The following is a 20358-nucleotide window of genomic DNA, read 5'->3' on the forward strand; positions in this document are numbered from 1 at the left end:
GTGAACCCGGTTCACCGTCCGGACGGTCGGTTGCCGGGTTTCGCGTTTTCTGGACACTGGTCGAGCTTCACCACGGTGTCCACCATCGGCTGGACGCGCCGGAGCCAGTCGCCACCCGCTCCGAAGCACCACGCGAGTGCGTCGCTCGCCCACAGCAACGGGTCCTCCGCGGGCCGCAGGTGCTCGTAGGTGAACGGATCGGCCACCTTCTCCAGCACCGCTGCCAGCGTCTGCCGGTCGCGAACGTCCTGATGGGCGCAGCTCTCGATCGCCAGCCGGGACACGCCGAGCTCCTGCAGCCAGGTCGCGGCAGCGGACAGGCAGAGCTGGCGGGCGCGCACGTCGTCCGAGTCACGCACTGTCCACACACCGGCCCGCAGGCCCAGCTCGCACAGCCGGGAGACCAGCTCCCGCCTGCGCGAGTCGCTCTCCTTCTTGAAGTGCACCCGGCGTTGACCGGGCTTCACCAGCCGGCGCAACCCCGACCGGATGGTGTCCAGGTCACGCGGTCGAACGAACACCGCTACGACCAGGTAGGTCGTGCCTCGACGCGACTCGTCGAGAAATCCGTGCCACATGGACCATATGGTCTCAAAGGAGTAACGGGCTACTCCGGTCAGGCGTCGAAGTCGACCGTCACGCGCTCGCTCGTCGGCAGCGCCTGGCACGTCAGCACGAACCCGGCCGCCACCTCGGACTCGTCGAGGGCGTAGTTCCGCCGCATCTCGACGCTGCCGTCGGTCACCAGCGCACGGCATGTGCCGCACACACCGCCCTTGCACGCGAACGGCAGGTCGGCGCGCACGCGCTGGGCGGCGTCGAGGATCGGCTCGTCGGCGGGCAGGGGCAGGGTGGTGGACTTGCCGTCGAGCACGACCGTGACCGACGACGCCGACTCCAGCACGGCCTCGGCGCGGCGGGGCGGTGGTGGGGGCTCGTCCACGTAGAACAGCTCGTGGTGGACGTGAGCAGGGTCGGCGCCGCGGGAGCGCAGCACGGTGGTCGCGTCCTGGACCATCTCGTACGGCCCGCAGAGCCACCACTCGTCGATGCCGTCGAACGGCACGACGGTGTCGAACAGCGCGGAGAGCTTCTCGGCGTTCAGGCGGCCGGTGAAGAGCTCGACGTCGCGTGGTTCGCGGGAGAGGACGTGGATGAGCTGCAGCGTCGCCGGGTAGCGGTCCTTCAGGTCGGCGAGCTCGTCGGCGAACATGACCGTGTTCGTGCTGCGGTTGCCGTACAGGAGGGTCACGCGGGCGCCGGTCGCGAGGACGGTCGAGGCGATCGACAGGGCCGGGGTGATGCCGGAGCCGGCGACGACGAAGCCGTGGTGGGTGCCGGTGCCGGTCGGGGTGAACTTGCCCAGCGGCGGCAGGACCTCGACCACGTCGCCGACCGCGAGCCGGTCGACCAGCCACGACGAGAACCGGCCGCCGTCGACGCGGCGGACGCCGATGCGCGGGGCGGCCCCGGCGGGGGCGCAGATCGAGTAGGAGCGGCGTTCGTCGCCCTGGCGCAGGGTCAGGTACTGGCCGGCCGCGAACGCGAACTCCTCCGCGAGATCGGCGGGCACGTCGAACGTCACGGCCGCGGCGTCGTCGCAGAGGCGGTCGACGCGGGCGACCGTCAGCTTGTGGAAGGCCGCCCTCCGCTTCGCGGTGCTGGAGGTCAACTCAGATCTCCTTGACGTGCTCGAAGGGCTCGGAGCAGGTGTTGCACCGGCGCAGGGCCTTGCAGGCGGTCGAACCGAACCGCGAGATCTCGGTGGTGTCCGGCGACCCGCACTGCGGGCACGCCACCCGGCGCGACGGCGGCACGAGGTTCAGCGGCACCGGGCCGGCGACGGACGGGCCGATCCGCGACGGTGGCGCGATGCCCGCGGAGGCGAGCTTCGAACGGCCCTCGTCGCTGATCCAGTCCGTCGTCCAGGCCGGGGACAGCGACAGCCGCACCTCGACCTCCGCGTAGCCCGCGGACAACAGCGAACGGCGCAGGTCGGCGCCCATCTCGTCGATCGCGGGGCAGCCGGAGTAGGTGGGGGTGATGGTGACGACGACGCGTCCGTCCTCTTCGGACACGTCGCGCAGCACGCCGAGATCGGCCAGCGTGAGGACCGGGAGCTCCGGGTCCCGCACGGCCGACGCGATCTCCAGTGCCGTTGTCACCACACGGCTCCGGGCAGCGAGCGGTGCAGGTGCTGCATCTCGGCGAGCAGGTAGCCCATGGCCTCGGTGTGCACGCCGTCGCGACCGGCCATGCCCGCGACACGGGCGGCGCGGACGTCAGCGGGCCTGGTCAGACCGGCGGCGGACAGCACCGCGGCCAGCACACCGTCCACTTCGGACCGCAGCGACGCCGGGTCGACCGCGACGCCCGCAAGGCGCGCCTCGACGGCGTGGGTGGCGAACAGCTCGTCCACGAACGGCCACACGCGGTCGAGTCCGGCCTGCATGCGGCGGTGCGACTCGTCGGTGCCGTCGCCGAGGCGGACGGTCCACTGGGCGGCGTGGTCGCGGTGGTAGGCCAGTTCCTTCAGGCCCTTCTCGGCCACGGCGGCCAGCACCGGGTCGGCCGAGCCGCGCAACCGGGAGAACAGCGCCAGCCGCCACGACGAGAACACCAGCAGGCGCGCGATCGTCGTGCCGAAGTCGCCGCCGGGGCCGGGGCCGCAGTCGATCTCGGCGAGGTGGACGTTGCGGAACTCGCGCTCGTCGCGCAGGTAGGCGAGGTCGTCCTCGGACCTGCCGAGCACCTCGCCGGCGCGCGTGAGCAGCATCCGGGCCTGGCCGAGCAGGTCGAGCGCGATGTTGGCGAGGGCGATGTCCTCTTCCAGCTCGGGCGCGCGCGAGCACCACTCCGACAGGCGCTGCGACATGATCAACGCGTCGTCGCCGAGCATCAGGCAGTAGGCGGCCAGGTCCGCGGTGTCGACGCCGGCCGGGAACTCGCGGTTCACGCCGACCAGCGCGTCCGAGAAGCCCGTCCCGAACGCCCAGTGGGAGTCCTCCCCGCCGAGGAGCGACTCGTACGCGTTATCAAAGCTCATAGGTGCGGCACGTCCTCGGGAATCGCGTAGAACGTCGGGTGCCGGTAGACCTTGTCCCCCGACGGCGCGAAGAACGGGTCCTTCTCGTCGGGCGACGACGCCGTGATCGCTGTGGCGGGCACCACCCAGATCGACACGCCCTCGTTGCGGCGCGTGTAGACGTCACGGGCGTTGCGCAGCGCCATCTCCGCGTCGGGCGCGTGCAGCGAACCGACGTGCACGTGGTTCAAGCCCCGCTTGCCCCGCACGAACACTTCCCACAGCGGCCAAGACGTGCTCACGCGGCACCTTCCTTCACTGCGGCGTGCTCCTGAGCGGCGTGCTTCGCGGCGTGCGCGGCGGCGGCCTCACGAACCCACCCGCCGTCCTCGTGCGCCTTGCGCCGGTGGGCGATGCGCTGCTCGTTGCAGACGCCGCCACCCTTGACGACCTGCCAGAACTCGTCCCAGTCGGGCGAGCCGAAGTCGTACTGCCCGCGCTCGGGGTTCCACCTCAGGTCGGGATCGGGGAACGTGACGCCGAGCGCCTCCGCCTGCGGCACGCTCATGTTCACGAACTTCTGCCGCAGCTCGTCGTTGGTGTCGCGCTTGATCCGCCACGCCATCGACTGCTCGGTGTTCGTGGACTCCGCGTCCGGCGGGCCGAACATCATCAGCGCCGGCCACCACCACCGGTTCACCGAGTCCTGCACCATGTCCCGCTGCTGCTGGGTGCCGCGCATCATCGTCATGAGCAGCTCGTAGCCCTGACGCTGGTGGAACGACTCCTCCTTGCAGATGCGGATCATCGCGCGCGCGTACGGCCCGTAGGACGTGCGGCACAACGGCACCTGGTTGCAGATCGCGGCGCCGTCGACCAGCCAGCCGATGACACCGACGTCCGCGAACGTGAGGGTCGGGTAGTTGAAGATCGAGGAGTACTTCTGGCGGCCCTCGATGAGCTTGGTCGTCAGGTCCTCGCGGTCGGCGCCGAGCGTCTCGGTCGCCGAGTACAGGTACAGCCCGTGGCCCGCCTCGTCCTGCACCTTGGCCAGCAGGATCGCCTTGCGCCGCAGCGAGGGCGCGCGCGAGATCCAGTTGCCCTCCGGCTGCATGCCGATGATCTCGGAGTGCGCGTGCTGGGCGATCTGCCTGATCAACGTCTTGCGGTAGCCGTCGGGCATCCAGTCGCGCGGCTCGATGCGCGATTCAGCCTGCACCGTGCGTTCGAAACGCAGCTCCAGGTCATCCGCCATGCATCGATGTTACACCTGGACGCGGAATCTGCGTAGAACTGTCACAACGGCCGCGATGACGATCCAGACGGCCGCGAGGAACGTCCCGACGGGCAACAGCGACAGCACCGCCGACCGCCCTGCCACGCGGACCAGTTCCGGGTTCGCCCGGTCGTACTGGACCCGCACGTTGTCGCCCACGTTCAGACCGTCCGGGTACAGGATCCCCTGCGACGGGATGATCACCCGACCGTCCGGTGTGGCGTAGCGCACAACCGTCCTGTTGAAAGCCACCGAGTCCACCTGCGCGACCGCTTCACCCATGCGCTTCTCGATGGCGACGTCGTCGCGCCAGCACGCGAGCGGGAGCAGCACGCAGATCAGCGTGACCACCCCACCGACGATGAACAAGGCACGGCTGACCGCACGGCGGACGCGTACGCCGAGCGGCGGCTTGGTCACTGCGTTGTCCACCACAACTGAGAAGTCTAGAGCCGGGTGAGTGCCACGCTTTCAGGTTCATGTCCATACAGTCGAGGCGTGACATCAGCACCCACATCGCGAGCACGGCAACGGATCCGCGTCCGGTCGAGGCGGGACAGGGCCGGTGACCTGCTCGGACTGCTGCCGAACCCGGACCAGGCCCTCGCGTGGGTGCGCGACGGCTCCGGCCTGGTCGGATGGGGCGAGGCCGCGCGCCTGGAGGTGAGCGGCCCGGACCGGTTCGCCCAGGCCGACGCGTGGTGGCGGGAGTTCGTCGGCCGCCTCGACGTGGACGACGAGCTGGGCGTTCCCGGCAGCGGACCCGTGGCGTTCATCTCCATGGCGTTCGCCGACGAACCCGGCGACTCGGTGCTGATCGTCCCCGAGGTCGTCGTCGGCCGGCGCAACGGTGTGGAGTGGGTCACCACCATCGGCACCGCCGACTCGATCCCCCGCAAAACACCCCTGTCGCGCCCGTCGGAAGTCCGGTACGCGAACGGCCAGCTGCCCGTCACGCAGTACCGCGAGGCCGTGCGCGAGGCCGTCGCCCGCATGCGCGAGGGCGAGCTCGGCAAGGTCGTGCTGGCCCACGACCTCATCGCCGTGACCGACAAACGGCTCGACCAGCGTTTCGTGCTGCAAGGCCTCGCACGGCGCTACCCGGAGTGCTGGTCGTACGCGGTCGACGGCCTCGTGGGCGCGACCCCCGAGCTGCTGCTGCGACGCACCGGCTCGGTTGTGGACTCACGGGTGCTGGCCGGCACGACGTGGCCGCACGACGGCATCAGCGACGAGGAGCTCGCGTCGGCGTTGATGTCGTCCGAGAAGAACCTCGAAGAACACGACTACGCGATCACCTCTCTCGCGGACACGTTGCGCCCCTTCTGCTCGACCATGTCCGTCGACGGTCCGTCCGTCCTGCGCCTGCCGAACGTCTCGCACCTGTCCAGCGACGTCATCGGCACGTTGTCGTCGTCCGCGTCCCTGCTGCACCTCGGCGAGGCCGTGCACCCCACGGCAGCCGTCGGCGGCACCCCGCGGCTCGACGCCACCCGGCTGATCTCGCAGCTGGAGGGCATGGACCGCGGCCGCTACGCCGGGCCGGTCGGGTGGATCGACGGCAACGGCGACGGCGAGCTCGGCATCGCACTGCGGTGCGCGCAGATCAACGGGTCGACCGCGCGGCTGTTCGCCGGGTGCGGGCTGGTCGCGGACTCCGATCCGGACAGCGAGGTGCAGGAGGCGCACGCGAAGATGCGCCCGATGCGGGAGGCGCTGGAGGGGCTTTAGAGCCGGTCCAGGAAGACATTCCAGGCCGAGGTGCTGAAGGTCAGCACCTCACCGGCCACGTGCTTCGAGTCGCGCACCTGGGCGTCGTTCGTCAGCGAGACCTCGACGCAGTCACCCTCCGGCGTGCCGTTGCTGTAGCTGCTCTTACGCCAAGCGCGGTCCTGCATTGTGGAGGTCCTCTCGCGGGGAGCCGACGTACTCCGCCAGCTTGCTCCGCGATTGTTCCTCATCCAAGGCGACCTCGGCCAAGCGATTGAAGATCAGGCTGGTGCGTGCAATTGCGCCAGGATCCTGCACAAACACGTGGGTCAGGTCAGATTCGCTGTAGGCGACCGGCATCGCTTTTGCGTACTCCCACAGCCGGACACCTGCCGAGTTGATGAGCACCTTCGCCGGGACGATACGCACGATGCGCGCGTTGAACAGCAACTGCAAGTATTGGTCCTCCATGATCTCGGCATTGCCAACTTGCTGCATCAGGGCCAACTCATGGATGTAGAACAAGCAATCCGGCCCATTGTGTCGCCGCAGGACCGCCTGGCGATCCATTCGCGCCTGCACGAGCGCCGGAATCCGCTCTGCGAGGGCGACACCATGCGCGCGGTAGAGGGCGTCGGCGTAGCGCTCCGTTTGCAGGAGGCCAGGCACCGTCAACGTGTCGTAGTTGAGCATCTTGGTAGCCGTCGACTCGGCCATGGCAAGGGTGCGGACGTTGTCCGAGACCTGGACGATGTACTCGTCGAAGGCGTACCGGTAGCGGTGCTTGAACTTGTCGAAGAAGTTGCCGTCCTTGCCGCACATGGTGAGGAACTGGACCAGGTCGATCTCGCTGGGCCTGGCTTTGCCGCGTTCGATGGTGGACACCTTGCTGGGGTCCCAGCCGAGCCGTTGCGCCATGGCGTGGCCGTTGAGCTCGGTGCAGGTCTCGCGCAACCGGCGCAGTTCGTCGCCGAGGTCGCGGCTGTATGCGGTGGATGGAGTGCTTTGGGCCATGTCCACCGAGGCTATGACGTGGCCTTATTCCAAGATACTGGCTCATTAGGGTGAAAACGGCGCACTCACCGCGTGCGGCGGGGTTCGCCGTCAATCTCCGATGACCGGTGGCGCGACCATGCGGTCGTCGTCGAAGTACTCGTCGGTCGGCACGAGGTAGTTGGACCTGTGTTCCTTGTCCTCCTCGCCGCCGTTTCCGGCACCAGTGCCCGCTCCGGCCGCGCCAGGGGCACCGCTCCTGCCCGCCGCACCGCCGCGCGCCGCTCCCTCGGGACCGTGTCCGGCACCCGCACCACCGCCGGGACCGGAGAAGCCGGACGCACCACGTCCCACCGCGCCAGGACTTCCCTGGCCGGGACCGCGGCCGCCGCCCACGCCGCCGCGGCCCGCACCACCCGCTCCAGCGGCTCCGCCGCGACCGGTACCGGCGGCGGTGCGCGGGATGTTCGCGCCCGTCGGAGAACCCGGCGTCATCAGGCCCGAACCGGGCACGAGCGGCGCGCGGTCGCCCGGCGTCCCGCTGACCGGCACGGGGGCGGGCGTCTCTGAGGTGACCGGCGCGGCCCACGCCGTGTTCGTGGTGCCGGTGTTCCCGGTCGCCGGACTGCCGACGCCGGGGGTGTTCGGGGTGGCGGCGCTGAGGCTGCTCACCCTGGGATCGCCGGTGCCGGGGTTGCCGAGGTGCGGCGCCGGGTCCACCGAACCGGTGGTGCGCGTGAACGTCGAACTGCTTGTTGTCGTGATGCCCTGCTGGCCGTTGGTCACCTGCGGAACGTCCTCGAAGGCCGGCATCGACGCGCCGGCCGTCGCCAGAGCGGTGTCACGCTCCTGCATGACCCGCTCGGCCTCCTGCTTCGCGGCCTTCGACTTCTCGTGCTGCGCCAGGATCTCGAACGGCGCCGCCGCCACCCTGAACGGGTTGAGGCTGCTCGCCGCGTCCTTCAGCATCCGCGCGGGCTCGAACGGGACCTCTTTCGGGAACTTGTTCTTCGCCGCCTCAGCCGCCTCGGCCTGCCGCTCCACCACACCGCCTGTCACGGCGAACGTCGACGCCAGCTCGTCGGTAAAGGTGCCGACCTTCGTCAGCGCCCGCGAGGCCCCCGCGCCCGCGGCACCCGTCCAGCCCGCGCGCATGCCGTTGATCACGGTGTTGATCCCGACCGCCACGTCGGTCAGCTCGGCCCCGATCGACTTCCACTCGGCCGCGATCTCCCCCGCGGCGCCTGGATCGTTGCCCTGCATCGCCTGCCGGTGCATGTCGGCGTGGCTGTGCGCCGAGTAGTTCGCGTTCGGCTGCGGAAATCGCGGCGTCTCGTGCGGCATCGTTCGTCCCCCTGACGGCTCGACGTGGTCACGGCAGCTTGGCGGCCACGAGCTCGGCCGACTTCGTGGCCAGCGCACAGGCCTTCGTGGTGTCGGTCGACGCGCCACCGGCGCTGGCCACGACCTGCACGCTGGACGGTGCCGCCACGCTGAAGCCCTGGTGCTTCCCGAACCTGGCGGGGGTCTTCGTATCGCCCGAGTAGTCCAGGCCGTCGACCCCCCGCTTGGTGTCCAGGGCGACGGTGAGGCCACCGTTGCCGTTGCCGTCCCACTCGCAGGTCTCCGAGCCGGCGGTCCTGCGGGGTTGCGGGGCCGTGATGCCCAGGCCCGCCGCCTCGCTGCCGCTGATCAGCTCACACGGATTCAGGTCGGCGAACCCGGTGCCGGACGTCTGGCCGACAGCGGTCGGCGCCGTCGGTTCGGTGTTGACCGGCCGGGCCACACCACTCGTGTGCCCGCCCGAACAGGCGACGGCGAACAGGGCTAGACCGACTACGGCGATACGCATGCGGCTCATGGGTTCCTGTCAGAGTTTGTTCATCGTGCCGGAGGTGCTCTCTTCCACGTTCCGATAGGACTTCCGGCTCTTGTCCAGTTCGGCCTTGAGCTCGTCGATCGCCTTCACCAGATCGGGAACGACCGTGGACTGCGCGAGCCGGCCGATCTCCTGGTTGATCTGGCCCACCCGGTCCGCGTAGCCACCGCCGAGCGGCGTCCTGGTCGCCAGCAGCGACGACCTCCGCTTGATCCTTTCCAGGGTCCGCTGGAACTCGTCGAGCTTCCTGATCGCGGTGTCGACGGCCTGCGGGTCGTGCTGGAGAGCGCCCGCCTCCGCTGCCGCCGCCACGGACTTCGCCGCGACCGCGAACGTGCTGACGCCACCGGTCATCAATCCCGTCAAGGGACCACCCGACTGCGCGAAGTAGCGCTCGAAGGCGTATGCCTGAGCGCTTTCCTGCGCACTGCTCTGACCCGTCACAGGCTCCCCTCCCGCACCGGCACCGTGATCCGGGGATTGACCTTAGAGCAGGATCGGGAAGGCAAGAATGAAATGAACCGACAACACCCGTTCGGATTAATTGTTGCCACTGGGTCGGGAATAGCTTGAACACAGTGCGTGAAAAAGTTCGTGGGTGGTTTCTGGCCAATTCATGGCCAGAAACCACCCACGACGACCTGCGACTACTTGTGCGCGTCCAGCAGCTCGTGCGTCAGCTGGATCTTGGCGCGGGACTTCGGCTCGGCGGCCTTCTTCGGCGCGACCTTGGCGTCGGCCGCGGCGACCTGCGTCGCACGGCCTGGTGCCTCGGCCGGCTTGCCCTTGGTGAAGAGCCACGTCTGGAACACCTGGTCCAGCTGCTGGCCGGACACCCGCTCGGCGACCGCGAGGAACTCCTCGATGGTGGCGTCCGAGTACTTCTTCTCGGCGGTCCAGGTCTTCAGGATCTCGAAGAACTTCTCGTCGCCCACGGTCACCCGCAGCGCGTGCACGGCCAGGGCGCCGCGGTCGTAGACGGCACCGTCGAAGACGTTGGCCGCACCGGGGTCGCCGGGCAGAACCTGCCAGAACGGGCTGTCGGCCGGGTAGCTGTCGTAGGTGAAGTCGGCGTTCTCCTGCGCGGTGCCCTCACCGACGTGCTCGGACCAGAGGAACTCCATGTAGGAGGCGAAGCCCTCGTTCAGCCAGATGTCGCGCCAGTGGTGCACCGACACCGAGTCGCCGAACCACTGGTGGCCGAGCTCGTGGGCCAGGACGTAGGTGTTGGCGCCGCGGCGGAAGAAGGCGGCGTCGTAGTTGGGGCGGGTCTGGTTCTCGAGCGCGTAGCCGAGGTATGGGGTGACGACGCCGCCCTGCGCCTCGAACGGGTACGGGCCGACGTTCTCGGTGAGGAAGTCGATGACCTCGGGGGTGCGCTCGACGCTGGCCTTGGCGGCGTCGAGGTTGGCGCCGAGGCTTTCGGAGTAGGCGTTGACGTACGGCTGGCCGTTGGGGGCCGTGGACTGGCGGACCTCGAACTGGCCGATGGTGAGGAAGGTCAGGTAGGGGGCCTGCGGCTTGGTGCTGCGCCAGTTCCAGCGGGTCCAGCCGTTGATCTGGCGGGTGGTGCCGAGGAACGTGCCGTTCGAGATGGCCTCGACACCGGTGGGGACGGCCACGTTGACGTCGAAGGTGGCCTTGTCGGTGGGGTGGTCGTTGGCGGGGAACCACCAGCGGGCGATCTCGGGCTCGCCGATCGCGAGCGCGCCGTCGGGGGTCTTGGTCCACGCGGTGTAGCCGTTGTGGTCCTTGACCTGCGACGGGGTGTCGGCGTAGGTCACGACGATGGTCAGGTCCTGGCCCTTGCGGAGGCCGCCGCGCGGGGTGACGACGAGCTCGTCGCCGTCCTGGGCGTAGGAGGCCGGGGCGTTGTTCACCCGCAGCGTCTTGACCTTGAGAAGGAAGTCCAGGTTGAACTGGGTGAGGTCCTCGGTGGCCTTGGCGAGGATCGTCGTGGTGCCGGAGAGCTGGTCGCCGGTCGGGTTGTAGTTGACCCTGATGTCGTAGTGGGAGACGTCGTACCCGCCGTTGCCGTAACCGGGGAAGTACGGGTCGCCCACGCCGGGGGCACCGGGCGACGCGGCGAGCGCCGTTCCCGCGAAGAGCGTCACTGCGGCTGCGGACGCGACCGCGGCCGTTGCCTTGGTTCTGATCGACATGCGCCGGACGCTATCCACCCGTCCGGAAGCGAGCCACCGACTTCCGTAGGTTTCCTACCTGCTGAAAACCATTGACACCGTCGACTTGAGACGTTGGTGCAAAGAGCGCAGTTCGTCTCTTTTCGCCCGCACTTCCACCACCTGGATGCCCTGTGGTGAGCCGAGTGCACCGTGGAACTCCTCCACGTTGTCCACTGTGGAGTGACCAATTCGGTGAGCGGCGCACAATGCGGCGAGATCAGTTCCGTGCGGGGTGCCGAAAATCCGCTCGAAACTCGCGTCGTGCTCTGGAGCGCCCTGTTCCAGCAACGAGAAGATGCCGCCGCCGTCGTCGTTCAGCACCACGATCGTCAGGTCCGGCCGCCGGTCGGCCAGCAGCCCGTTGGCGTCGTGCAGGAACGTCAGGTCCCCCATCAGCGCGTACGCCGGTCCGTCGTGGGTGGTGGCGAGCCCGATGGCCGTGGAAACGCTCCCGTCGATGCCCGCCGCACCCCGGTTGGCGTGGACCTGGACGTCGTCACGGCGCTCGCCGGCGAAGTCGACGTCGCGGATCGGGTTCGAGGAACCCACGAACAGCATGGACCCGCCCGGGACGGTCCGGGTGAGCTCCCGCGCGACGTGCAGCCCGGTCGGCCACGGCTCGGCGTCCAGCAGCTCGTCGACGGCCGCGCCGACGTTCTTGACCGCGCTCTGCCAGGCCTGCACCCACCCGTGGTCGACCGCACCGGGTGCGGGCAGCCACGTCGACGCCCTGGTCGCGGTGAACTGCGTGTCCGGCCAGCGCGCCTGGTCCCCCACGGCGTGCACGACCGGCGTGGTCTTGAGGAGCGCCTGCTGGCCGCGGCTGAGCGTGACCCGGCCGACGACCAGCACCGCGTCCGGCTTGAGGTGGTCCGGCAGGCCCGCGTTGAGCAGCAACGACCCGTGCCGCAGGCCGCCGGGCGCGGTCGGTTCGGCGATGACGGGCCAGCCGAGGTCCGCGGCTTTCCTCAGCCGGTCCGGGTGGTCGTCGCCGAGCAGCACCAGCGTGCGCGGCGGCAGGTCCGACGGCCTGGTCTCGACGGTGACCGTGCGGTCCGTGGCCGTCCACGGGGTGCGGTCGGACGTGGGCCACGCGTCGTCGTCGGGGGTGAGCGGCGGGCGGAACGGCACGTTGATGTGCGACGGGCCGTCGGTCGCCATCGCGCGGCAGATCAGGCTGCGCGTGGTGGCGTCGTCGGCGGCCTCGGGCAGGTGGAGGGTGCGGATGCCGAGGATGTCGTACTGGTTGATCGTCTGGCTGGCGCCGGTGCGGTAGAGCTCGACCGGGCGGTCGGCGGTGAGCGCGATCAGCGGCACGTTCGTGAGCTCCGCCTCCACCACGGCCGGGTGAAGGTTCGCCACGGCCGTGCCGCTCGTGCAGGTGACGACGGCGGGCGTGCCCCGCTTGGCCAGGCCGAGCGCGAGGAACGCCGCGGTGCGCTCGTCGATCCGCACGTGCAGGGTGAGCAGGCCTTTCCGCTCGGCCTGGTGCAGCGCGAACGACAACGGGGCGTTGCGCGAGCCGGGGCACAGCACGACGTGGCGCACGCCGTTGCGCACCAGCTCGTCGACGATGACCCTTGCCTGCGCCGTTGCCGGATTCATCCCTCCATTGTCCCAGCGGGCGTGGCTGGCCTGCCGAGAGCGGGGGGTGGAGATGGCTGAGGAGCCGGGCGCACGCAATGTGATCAGCGGTCAGGTGTTCGGCAACGCCGTTCAGGCGGGCCAGATCCACGGCGGTGTGTGCGGCGCCCGTCGTGTACCTCCTGCTCACCCCGAACCTGGACGGACTCCCGCCCCTGGCGGTGGGCCTTGTAGCGGCGGCGGGGTTCGCAGTCTTTCCGCTGCGGACGGGCTTCGAGCTGATCAGCCGTCGTTGGCAGGACAACGCACGCGCCATGGCTGACGCTGTTCCTGATCGCCACCGCCCTGGCCCGCACCTCCCCGGACGAGCGGGAGCGGTGACCGCCGCACTCAGGAAGCGGGCCTCGGCGCGGGCCGCCTAGAGTCTCAGACCGTGGCAGACCAGGACCTCTTCGACCCGTCGTTGTGGAAGCCGATCGAGGGCTTCGACTTCACCGACATCACCTACCACCGCGCGCTCGACCAGGGCACCGTGCGCATCGCGTTCAACCGGCCGGAGGTGCGCAACGCGTTCCGGCCGCACACGGTGGACGAGCTGTACCAGGCGCTCGACCACGCGCGGATGTCGTCGGACGTCGGGTGTGTGCTGCTGACCGGCAACGGGCCCAGCCCCAAGGACGGCGGGTGGGCCTTCTGCAGTGGTGGTGACCAGCGGATTCGCGGGCGCAGCGGCTATCAGTACGCCTCGGGTGAGACCGCGGAGACGGTCGACCCGGCGCGGGCGGGGCGGTTGCACATCCTGGAGTGCCAGCGGTTGATCAGGTTCATGCCGAAGGTCGTCATCGCGGTCGTGCCGGGGTGGGCGGCCGGGGGCGGGCACAGCCTGCACGTGGTGTGCGACCTCACGATCGCGAGCGCGGAGCACGCGAAGTTCAAGCAGACGGACGCGGACGTCGGCTCGTTCGACGGCGGGTACGGGTCGGCCTACCTCGCGCGGCAGGTGGGGCAGAAGTTCGCGCGGGAGATCTTCTTCCTCGGGCGCACCTACAGCGCCGAGGAGATGCACAGGATGGGGGCCGTCAACGCGGTCGTGCCGCACGCGGAGCTGGAGACCACGGCGCTGCAGTGGGCGCGGGAGATCAACGGCAAGTCACCGACGGCGCAGCGGATGCTCAAGTACGCGTTCAACCTGATCGACGACGGTCTGGTGGGGCAGCAGCTGTTCGCCGGTGAGACGACGCGGCTCGCGTACATGACCGACGAGGCCGTCGAGGGGCGGGACGCGTTCCTGGAGAAGCGCGACCCCGACTGGTCCGACTACCCGTACTACTTCTGAGCGGCGGCGACGTGCTCGACGAACTGCGCGCGGCGCTCACCGGCGGCCAACCGCTGGTCGACGGCCCGCTGGACGGCTGGGAGAAGCGGGCGGCCATCGGCGTGCCCACCTCCGGGTCGACGGGCGAGCCGAAGACGGTGCTGCTCGACGCCGCGGCGCTGACGACGTCCGCCGAGGCCACGCACGAACGGCTGGGCGGGCCCGGCACGTGGCTGCTGGCGTTGCCGACCGGCCACATCGCCGGGATGCAGGTGCTGGTGCGGTCGGTCGTCGCCGGCACCACGCCCGGTGTGCTGGACATGTCGAAGGGCTTCCGCGCCATGGGGTTCGCGCTGGCCTCGCGGCCGGTTCTGGCTCAGCCGGGACGGCACTACACGGCGCTGGTGCCGACCCAGCTCTCCCGGCTCGTGGCCGGTGAGGGGCCGGGGCTGGAGGCGTTGCGGCAGTTCGACGGCGTGCTGATCGGCGGGGCGGCCACCCCGCCGAAGCTGTTGCAGCAGGCGCGCGCGCTCGGGGTGCAGGTCGTCACCACGTACGGCATGAGCGAGACGGCCGGTGGGTGTGTGTACGACGGTGTGCCGCTCACGGGTGTCACGGTGCGCACGGACGAGGTGATCGAGATCAGCGGACCGGTGCTGGCGCTCGGTTACCGGGGCGGCGAACCGTTCGGCGAGTGGTTCCGCACCGGTGATCTCGGGCGGCTGCGCGACGGGCGGCTGGAGGTGCTCGGGCGTGCGGACGACGTGATCGTCACCGGTGGCGAGAAGGTGCCGCCGGTGCTGGTGGAGCGGGCCCTGGCCACGGTCGACGGGGTGCTGGAGGCGTGTGTCGTCGGCGTGCCGGACGACGAGTGGGGGCAGGTCGTTGCCGCCGCCGTCGTCACGCGCGGGGTCACGCCGGCGGTGGACGAGCTCAAGGCCGTGGTGGCCGAGCAGGTGGGCCGTGCGGCGGCGCCGAAGCTGGTGCGGTTCGTGTCGGAGCTGCCGTTGCGCGGGCCGGGCAAGGTCGACCGGACCGCCGTGGGCGAGTCCTTTAGGTGAACCTTTACCGCTGAGGACGACCCTCGCCGCGAAGCGCACGGACCCAGGCCGTGCGCGCTGGCGATGGGGGTTCTCATGCGCTACCTGTTACCGCTGGTCGTCGGGGCGGCGTTGACCGTCGGGCTGGCGGCTCCGGCCCACGCGGCCGGGAACGAGTGGACCGTCGACGCGAGCGGCCACGCCGTCACGTGGGGTGGCGCCCCGCGGATCGGCCTGGTCGACCTCGGGTCGCACCGGCTCGCGCGGCCTGCCAACGCGGTCACGGCGGCGGTGACCGGCGACGGTGTCGTGGACGTGCGCGGGCAACGTCCGGACGGGCAGTGGACCGAGTGGTTCCAGGCGCCGGCGACGTTGCCGGTGACCACCTCGACCGTCCAGGCGCGGGTCGTGCTGACCAGCGGCAAGGCCTCGCGGGTCACGGTGTCGGCCTACACCGCGCCGGCTGCCGCCGAGGACGTCTCGGCGATGGCGGCCGGGCGTTCGTACCGCGTGTACGCGACGCGTGAGGGTCTCGTCGGCGGAACGACCGCGAACGGCCACACGATCCGTTCGCGCGACCACTTCGTGGCGCTGCCTTCGCGCCGTGGCCTGGCTCCCAACAACAGCGGCAGCTACAGCGTGCAGGTGTGCGCGTCGAACGGCCGTTGCGAGTGGGCGCCGGTGTGGGACGTCGGCCCGTGGAACACGAAGGACGACTACTGGAACCCGTCCACGACCCGCGAGATGTGGAAGGACCTGCCGCAGGGCAAGCCGGAAGCCCAGGCCGCGTACGAGAACAACTACAACGGCGGCAAGGACCAGTTCGGCCGTGAGGTCGCGAACCCGGCGGGCATCGACCTCGCCGACGGCACGTTCTGGGACGGCCTCAAGCTCAGCACCAACTCGTGGGTGACGGTGACCTACCTGTGGACCGGCTCCGGTCCGGTAGGGACGGTCCGCACGTCCGCCGCCAACGGCACGGTGAACGTGCGGTCCGGCGCGAACTCCTCGACCGCGCAGGTGGGTCTGGCCGCGAACTACGCCCAGGTCCGGGTCACGTGCCAGCTGACCGGCGAGTCGGTGACGGGCACGCAGGGCACGTCGAACATCTGGTACCGCATCGCGTCCGGCAAGCACGTCGCCAAGGCGTATGTGGCGGGCGTCTCCGGAGCGACTAGCTGCTGATACACCCCTCGGCGGGTCCCCGTCGGCCATAGCGGAGGATGAGGGGCATGGCCTCAGTCGTCCAGTGGATCCAGGGGACCCGCCCCCGCACGCTGCCGAACTCGATCGCTCCGGTGGTCGTCGGCGCGGCGGCGGCGCACCACATCGACGAGCTCAACCCGCTCTTCACGGGACTCGCGCTGCTCGTCTCGGTCGCCTTCCAGATCGGCGCGAACTACGCGAACGACTACTCCGACGGCGTCCGCGGCACCGACGACAACCGGGTGGGACCGTTCCGCCTGACCGGATCCGGTGCCGCGGAACCGAAGAACGTGCGGCTGGCGGCGTTCATCGGGCTCGGTGTCGGTGCGCTGGCCGGCATCGCGCTGGTGGCGCTGTCCGGGTACTGGTGGCTGCTGGCGTTCGGGGCCGTGTGCCTTGCGGGCGCGTGGTTCTACACCGGCGGCAAGCGGCCGTACGGCTACGCGGGCCTCGGCGAGATCGCGGTGTTCCTGTTCTTCGGTCCCGCCGCGGTGCTGGGCACGTTGTACGTGCAGACCGGTGAGGTCACCGGGATCGGCATCGGGTCGTCGATCGCGATGGGCTGCATCTCGGCGGCCGTGCTGGTCGCGAACAACCTGCGCGACATCCCGACCGACGCGGTGTCCGGCAAGCGCACGCTCGCGGTCGTGCTGGGCGACAAGGACACCCGCCGGCTCTACCTGGCGCTGGTGGCGGTGCCGTTCCTGATCGCCGTGGGCATGACCGTGCGGGTGCCGTACGCGTTGCTCGGGTTCCTGGCCGCGCCGGTGCTGCTGCCCGCCGTGCGGCGGGTGGCGGCGGGACGGCAGGGCCGCGACCTGATCCCGGTGCTGCAGTTCACCGGGATCGCGATGCTCGCGTGGGCCGTGCTGATCAGCGTCGCCCTGTTCTTGGACTGACGCCGTTGCTGGACTGACGCCGTTGCTGGACTGGCGCTGTTGCTGGACTGGCGCTGTTCCTGGACTGACGGCTGCTACCAGGCGTCTTCGGTGAACTGGGTCGGCTCGTCGTCCTCCTGGCGCTGCGGCCTGCGCGGCTGCGGCGGCGGTGCCGTCTCGCCCCGGATCAGCTCGTCGAGCTTGGCCCGGTCGGCTTCGAGTGCCTGGCGCACCAACGGGTCGTGGCCCGCCTCGCCGGTGAGGACCTGACGCCAGCTCAGCCCGGCGCCGCGGGCGATGCGGTCGGCCAGCTGCCGCATCGCCGGTGACGCCTCGCTGGACTTCGCGAACTGCATCACCCTGCGCACGTCCTCAGTGGACGGTTCCTTGCCGCGCAGGTTCTGCGCCGTCCGGCGCATGTCCTGCTCGACCTGCCGGACCGCCTGGGTCAGGAAGTCCTCCGCCGCGCGGATGTCCGGTGTCCGCCAGGCCGTCATCACCACTTGTCCTCCGTGAAGACGCCGGGGTCCAGCTCGTCGCCGTCGTCGCCACGACCGCGGCGCGGACCCTGGGCGTTCATGATCTCCTCGGCGGTCATGCCCTCCTGCAGCATCTGGAACGCCTGCTTCATCTTGTTGACGTTCTCCTGCTGCATCGCCTGCACGTCCGGGTCCTGCGCCACCTTGCCGGAGACGACGTCCTCCCAGCTGAACTCGCCCGCGTCCACCTTGCGTTTCAAGGCTTTGAGCTGCTCGGGCGCGTCCCGCTCCTGCGCGGCGCGCTCAACCTGCTGGGCAATCGCCTTGAAGTCGACCGGCGGGACCGGCGGCAGCGGCGTGTCCTTCAGCCGGTTCGCCAGGTCCCGCGCCTCCTTGAAGCGCGCGTCGACCTGCGCCTCGGCCGCACGCAGCTCCGGCGTCTTCCAGCTGTCGTCAGGCGTGCTCATGCTCTCCCCGTCAGTTCGACCCGAAGAGGCCGCGTGGCAACGGCCTGACTTCGTCGCGTACGTCGGTCAGCTCACCACGCGTGGCGAACGTGCGCCACTGCCGGAAGTCGACCTCGGCCAGGCCCAGTTCCTGCGCCTGCTGGTAGTTCTCGCCCAGGTAGTGCAGCGTGACCTGGTCGGCCTGGATGCCCAGCACCTCGAACGGAGCGTCGCGGTACGTGCAGAGCTTGCGGACGTGCACGAGCTCGTCGACCACGGCGTCCGGCAGCTCCAGGCACCAGTAGCCGTTGCGCTCGGTGAAGTCCTCCGGCGCGGGCTGGCCGGGGAACGGGTGCAGGATCAGAGCGCCCGGCCGTGGCGCGAAGTCGGCCTCGAAGTCCTGGCCGCGGTAGCGCGCCATCAGTCCACGACGGACGGTCGGCCGCAGCGGAACCGGTGCCTGCCAGTACCTCCCGGGCCCGAAGCCGACGTCACCCGTCGGCACCCAGCCGACCTGGCGGTCGATGTACCTGCCGACGCTGCGGCTGTCGCCGTCCGGCTCGAACCGCCACAGCTCGGTGCCGGCCGCGAACTCGGTGAGCTCCATGACGTACTCGGGAATCGGGTTGGCGCTGGGCGTGTAGCCGGTGCCGGTGAACGGGAGCGGATAGACCCGGCTCGTGCCCATCTTCCGCGCGCCTTCGAGGTCGGGGCCGCCGAAGCTGGTCTCGAAGAGCTCGGGGGTGTGCGCGTAGAACCGCAGCAGGTACTGCGTGCCCTGCGGCCAGCCCTCGACCCTGTCGACGCCGAACGCCTCGGCGAACTGCCCCGCGGTGCCCTGCGGGAAGTCCTGGCCGCGCGTCACGAACCCGGCCGTCCGATGTGGCTCGAACCGGCCGTTGACCGTGACGTTGCCCAGGTACAGCTGCGCTGTCGCCGGGTGCACGATCTTCTGCAGGATGGTCTCCGGCCCGATGCCCGCAGCCTTGTGCACGGCCTGTGGCGTGGTCATCCCTGGTTCTCCTTCTTCCACCGCGCCAGGTGGTCGGTGCGGTCGACCTGCACGTTCTCCAGCTCTGCCGCGTCGATCGTGCCGTAGAAGCCGCCGTACTGGTCGCCCTCCAGGCCGTTGTCCTGCGCCCAGACCGCCGACCCGCCGAGGTAGTCGACCCGCGCCACGCCACCGTCGACGGCGGACACGCTGACCGGCTGGCCGCGCCAGGTCGCCGTCGCCCGCTCGCGGTACCACGCGTCGAGCTCGGCGATGGGCACCTGCTTGAGGCGCACATCGCCCTTCTGCTCGAAGCCTTCCGACGCGTAGGTCACGCCGGCGATCTGGATGATCCAGACGTGGCCGGGCGCGGCCTCGCTCCCGCTGGTGCGGAAGGTCTCACCGCGGTACTCGGCCACGTCGACGTTGAAGGTCATAGCTTGAACCAGCCGTACCTGCTGTCGTACACGGCGTGCAGCTGCTCGTTGCCGTCCTTGTCGACCTGCCACATCTCAGCGCGGTCCGGCAACGGCCCCGGCTTCGCGATCCACTCGGGCACGCCACCGCCGGTCGACCCGGTGCCGGTGAACGGGTCCTGCCCCCGCCTGACCGGCTCGGTGCCGCCACCCGCGTCGTGCATCTGCTGGGCCTTGGCGTCGTACTCCGCCTTCTCGGCGGCGTTGGCGTAGTGCGTCTGCGGGTCGAACGTGCCCGTGCCGTCCCACACCCGCTTCTCCGGCCCGCCATAGGGCACGAAGGCGTCCATGCCGTCGTTCATCTTGTACCGCAGCTGCATGGCCGTGTCGGCGTTCGCGGGGATCGGCGTCCACCCGGCACCCTTGTCGTCGAGCGCCAGCCCGTCCCGCAGGCCCATCGGGGTGTTGATGTCGTGCACGTCCACACCCCGCGCGATCGACCCGGCAACCGACCCCTGCCGGTTCGCCGCCTCGCTGCCCGGCGCGTGCGGCGTCTCCGGCAGGTAGCCGGCCACCGCGTTCGGGTGCAGCACCTTCGTGACGATGTCGCCGTTGCCCACGGTGATCTGGTTGCGGACGTCGGCCACGTGCTGCGCCTCCGCCGGGCTCAGCTCGGTGGAGAGCTTCTTGCTCAGCTCGTGGTAGCGCTCGCGGTCGGCCTCGGTGGGGAGGATGTGCTCGATCTGCTGCCGGTAGCTCTCGCCCTGCGCGGCCATGGCGGCGTTGTCGAACTGCGGGGTGAGGTCGTGGCCGTGCGGGGAGCGGTTGGTGCCGTCGCCGCCGCCGTTCGCACCGCCGTCGCTGCCGTCGCCGTGGGCGCCGGTGGGGGCGGGGTCGTGGGGGCGGTCGGCGTCGTGGGGGGTGGGGTCGGCCGGGT

General features: G+C 70.2%; 24 protein-coding genes. 5 read left to right on the forward strand and 19 right to left on the reverse strand.

Features of this window, described 5'->3' with window-relative positions:
- Positions 1-11: 11 nt before the first annotated feature.
- From ADL03_RS10745 to ADL03_RS10775, 7 genes are read right to left on the reverse strand one after another with little or no spacing between them, the layout of a single operon-like run.
- Positions 12-578 (reverse strand): hypothetical protein, encoded by a 567-nt coding sequence (locus ADL03_RS10745; protein WP_063798529.1) that lies wholly within the window; start codon positions 576-578, stop codon positions 12-14.
- Between the two features lie 38 nt (positions 579-616).
- Positions 617-1672: a 1,2-phenylacetyl-CoA epoxidase subunit PaaE gene (paaE, locus tag ADL03_RS10750; protein WP_053733229.1), complete on the reverse strand. Its 1056-nt coding sequence runs from the start codon at positions 1670-1672 to the stop codon at positions 617-619.
- 1 nt (position 1673) lies between these two features.
- The gene (gene paaD / locus ADL03_RS10755) at positions 1674-2165 is read right to left on the reverse strand and encodes a 1,2-phenylacetyl-CoA epoxidase subunit PaaD (RefSeq protein ID WP_157528454.1); all 492 of its coding nucleotides are present in this window, start codon (positions 2163-2165) and stop codon (positions 1674-1676) included.
- Positions 2162-3046, reverse strand: a complete 885-nt coding sequence (paaC, locus tag ADL03_RS10760; RefSeq protein ID WP_053733231.1) for a 1,2-phenylacetyl-CoA epoxidase subunit PaaC — start codon at positions 3044-3046, stop codon at positions 2162-2164. The genes paaD and paaC overlap by 4 nt, the downstream gene beginning before the upstream one ends.
- Positions 3043-3327: a 1,2-phenylacetyl-CoA epoxidase subunit PaaB gene (paaB, locus tag ADL03_RS10765; RefSeq protein WP_053733232.1), complete on the reverse strand. Its 285-nt coding sequence runs from the start codon at positions 3325-3327 to the stop codon at positions 3043-3045. The genes paaC and paaB overlap by 4 nt, the downstream gene beginning before the upstream one ends.
- The gene (gene paaA, locus ADL03_RS10770; RefSeq protein ID WP_053733233.1) at positions 3324-4280 is read right to left on the reverse strand and encodes a 1,2-phenylacetyl-CoA epoxidase subunit PaaA; all 957 of its coding nucleotides are present in this window, start codon (positions 4278-4280) and stop codon (positions 3324-3326) included. The genes paaB and paaA overlap by 4 nt, the downstream gene beginning before the upstream one ends.
- A 9-nt stretch (positions 4281-4289) precedes the next feature.
- On the reverse strand, positions 4290-4736 hold the full coding sequence (locus ADL03_RS10775) for a DUF3592 domain-containing protein (protein WP_082373032.1): 447 nt from the start codon (positions 4734-4736) through the stop codon (positions 4290-4292).
- A 63-nt stretch (positions 4737-4799) separates the two neighbouring features.
- Between ADL03_RS10775 and ADL03_RS10780 the strand changes: the two genes are divergently transcribed.
- Complete coding sequence (locus tag ADL03_RS10780; RefSeq protein ID WP_053733235.1) at positions 4800-6032, forward strand: isochorismate synthase MenF; 1233 nt, start codon at positions 4800-4802, stop codon at positions 6030-6032.
- Here ADL03_RS10780 and ADL03_RS45230 read toward each other — a convergent pair.
- The 7 genes from ADL03_RS45230 to menD all read right to left on the reverse strand — a co-directional run bounded on the left by ADL03_RS45230 (position 6029) and on the right by menD (position 12671).
- A complete protein-coding gene (locus ADL03_RS45230) occupies positions 6029-6199 on the reverse strand; it encodes a DUF397 domain-containing protein (RefSeq protein WP_082373033.1) in 171 nt (56 codons plus the stop codon). The genes ADL03_RS10780 and ADL03_RS45230 overlap by 4 nt on opposite strands.
- Positions 6177-7025 (reverse strand): helix-turn-helix transcriptional regulator, encoded by an 849-nt coding sequence (locus ADL03_RS10785; protein WP_053733236.1) that lies wholly within the window; start codon positions 7023-7025, stop codon positions 6177-6179. The genes ADL03_RS45230 and ADL03_RS10785 overlap by 23 nt, the downstream gene beginning before the upstream one ends.
- A 90-nt stretch (positions 7026-7115) precedes the next feature.
- The gene (locus tag ADL03_RS10790; protein ID WP_053733237.1) at positions 7116-8348 is read right to left on the reverse strand and encodes a hypothetical protein; all 1233 of its coding nucleotides are present in this window, start codon (positions 8346-8348) and stop codon (positions 7116-7118) included.
- A gap of 28 nt (positions 8349-8376) precedes the next feature.
- Positions 8377-8856, reverse strand: a complete 480-nt coding sequence (locus tag ADL03_RS10795) for a hypothetical protein (protein WP_197288243.1) — start codon at positions 8854-8856, stop codon at positions 8377-8379.
- 18 nt (positions 8857-8874) lie between these two features.
- Positions 8875-9249, reverse strand: coding sequence for a hypothetical protein (locus ADL03_RS10800; RefSeq protein ID WP_157528460.1), 375 nt, complete (start codon positions 9247-9249; stop codon positions 8875-8877).
- Positions 9250-9530: 281 nt separating this feature from the next.
- Entirely contained in the window at positions 9531-11045 is a 1515-nt protein-coding gene (locus ADL03_RS10805) for a M1 family metallopeptidase (protein ID WP_053733240.1), read from the reverse strand.
- Between the two features lie 54 nt (positions 11046-11099).
- Positions 11100-12671 carry a 2-succinyl-5-enolpyruvyl-6-hydroxy-3-cyclohexene-1-carboxylic-acid synthase gene (gene menD, locus ADL03_RS10810; protein WP_053733241.1) on the reverse strand — a complete coding sequence of 524 codons (1572 nt, stop codon included), beginning with the start codon at positions 12669-12671 and terminating at the stop codon, positions 11100-11102.
- A 412-nt stretch (positions 12672-13083) separates the two neighbouring features.
- On the opposite strand from menD, the gene ADL03_RS10815 reads away from it, so the two are divergent.
- The 4 genes from ADL03_RS10815 (at position 13084) to ADL03_RS10830 (ending at position 17110) form a co-directional block, all read left to right on the forward strand.
- Complete coding sequence (locus tag ADL03_RS10815; RefSeq protein WP_053733242.1) at positions 13084-13986, forward strand: 1,4-dihydroxy-2-naphthoyl-CoA synthase; 903 nt, start codon at positions 13084-13086, stop codon at positions 13984-13986.
- Positions 13987-13997: 11 nt separating this feature from the next.
- Complete coding sequence (menE, locus tag ADL03_RS10820; protein ID WP_231641740.1) at positions 13998-15026, forward strand: o-succinylbenzoate--CoA ligase; 1029 nt, start codon at positions 13998-14000, stop codon at positions 15024-15026.
- 75 nt (positions 15027-15101) lie between these two features.
- Positions 15102-16190, forward strand: a complete 1089-nt coding sequence (locus ADL03_RS10825) for a hypothetical protein (protein WP_197288244.1) — start codon at positions 15102-15104, stop codon at positions 16188-16190.
- A gap of 47 nt (positions 16191-16237) precedes the next feature.
- On the forward strand, positions 16238-17110 hold the full coding sequence (locus ADL03_RS10830; protein WP_053733245.1) for a 1,4-dihydroxy-2-naphthoate polyprenyltransferase: 873 nt from the start codon (positions 16238-16240) through the stop codon (positions 17108-17110).
- Positions 17111-17184: 74 nt separating this feature from the next.
- Here ADL03_RS10830 and ADL03_RS10835 read toward each other — a convergent pair whose 3' ends face one another.
- From ADL03_RS10835 to ADL03_RS48320, 5 genes are all read right to left on the reverse strand, one after another.
- A complete protein-coding gene (locus ADL03_RS10835) occupies positions 17185-17586 on the reverse strand; it encodes a hypothetical protein (RefSeq protein WP_053733257.1) in 402 nt (133 codons plus the stop codon).
- Complete coding sequence (locus tag ADL03_RS10840; RefSeq protein ID WP_053733246.1) at positions 17586-18035, reverse strand: hypothetical protein; 450 nt, start codon at positions 18033-18035, stop codon at positions 17586-17588. Before ADL03_RS10840 ends, ADL03_RS10835 begins: the two co-directional genes overlap by 1 nt.
- Before the next feature lie 10 nt (positions 18036-18045).
- Complete coding sequence (locus ADL03_RS10845; protein WP_053733247.1) at positions 18046-19026, reverse strand: hypothetical protein; 981 nt, start codon at positions 19024-19026, stop codon at positions 18046-18048.
- Entirely contained in the window at positions 19023-19442 is a 420-nt protein-coding gene (locus tag ADL03_RS10850; RefSeq protein ID WP_053733248.1) for a hypothetical protein, read from the reverse strand. The genes ADL03_RS10845 and ADL03_RS10850 overlap by 4 nt, the downstream gene beginning before the upstream one ends.
- Positions 19439-20358 (reverse strand): hypothetical protein (locus ADL03_RS48320; protein WP_197288245.1); only part of this gene is annotated, 920 nt, incomplete at its 5' end. The genes ADL03_RS48320 and ADL03_RS10850, both read right to left, overlap by 4 nt.

Origin of the sequence: Nocardia sp. NRRL S-836 (assembly GCF_001279525.1) — a bacterium.
GTDB lineage: Bacteria > Actinomycetota > Actinomycetes > Mycobacteriales > Pseudonocardiaceae > Lentzea.

What these genes read in the sequence shown, in the direction of transcription:
- ADL03_RS10790 (WP_053733237.1), bottom strand. Translation starts at nt 8,348, where the DNA reads ATGCCGCACGAGACGCCGCGATTTCCGCAGCCGAACGCGAACTACTCG.
- ADL03_RS10805 (WP_053733240.1), bottom strand. Translation starts at nt 11,045, where the DNA reads ATGTCGATCAGAACCAAGGCAACGGCCGCGGTCGCGTCCGCAGCCGCA.
- ADL03_RS10795 (WP_197288243.1), bottom strand. Translation starts at nt 8,856, where the DNA reads ATGCGTATCGCCGTAGTCGGTCTAGCCCTGTTCGCCGTCGCCTGTTCG.
- ADL03_RS10850 (WP_053733248.1), bottom strand. Translation starts at nt 19,442, where the DNA reads ATGACCTTCAACGTCGACGTGGCCGAGTACCGCGGTGAGACCTTCCGC.
- menD (WP_053733241.1), bottom strand. Translation starts at nt 12,671, where the DNA reads ATGAATCCGGCAACGGCGCAGGCAAGGGTCATCGTCGACGAGCTGGTG.
- ADL03_RS45230 (WP_082373033.1), bottom strand. Translation starts at nt 6,199, where the DNA reads ATGCAGGACCGCGCTTGGCGTAAGAGCAGCTACAGCAACGGCACGCCG.
- ADL03_RS10825 (WP_197288244.1), top strand. Translation starts at nt 15,102, where the DNA reads ATGCGCTACCTGTTACCGCTGGTCGTCGGGGCGGCGTTGACCGTCGGG.
- ADL03_RS10840 (WP_053733246.1), bottom strand. Translation starts at nt 18,035, where the DNA reads ATGAGCACGCCTGACGACAGCTGGAAGACGCCGGAGCTGCGTGCGGCC.
- ADL03_RS10830 (WP_053733245.1), top strand. Translation starts at nt 16,238, where the DNA reads ATGGCCTCAGTCGTCCAGTGGATCCAGGGGACCCGCCCCCGCACGCTG.
- ADL03_RS10835 (WP_053733257.1), bottom strand. Translation starts at nt 17,586, where the DNA reads ATGACGGCCTGGCGGACACCGGACATCCGCGCGGCGGAGGACTTCCTG.
- ADL03_RS10785 (WP_053733236.1), bottom strand. Translation starts at nt 7,025, where the DNA reads ATGGCCCAAAGCACTCCATCCACCGCATACAGCCGCGACCTCGGCGAC.
- paaC (WP_053733231.1), bottom strand. Translation starts at nt 3,046, where the DNA reads ATGAGCTTTGATAACGCGTACGAGTCGCTCCTCGGCGGGGAGGACTCC.
- ADL03_RS10745 (WP_063798529.1), bottom strand. Translation starts at nt 578, where the DNA reads ATGTGGCACGGATTTCTCGACGAGTCGCGTCGAGGCACGACCTACCTG.
- ADL03_RS10845 (WP_053733247.1), bottom strand. Translation starts at nt 19,026, where the DNA reads ATGACCACGCCACAGGCCGTGCACAAGGCTGCGGGCATCGGGCCGGAG.
- paaA (WP_053733233.1), bottom strand. Translation starts at nt 4,280, where the DNA reads ATGGCGGATGACCTGGAGCTGCGTTTCGAACGCACGGTGCAGGCTGAA.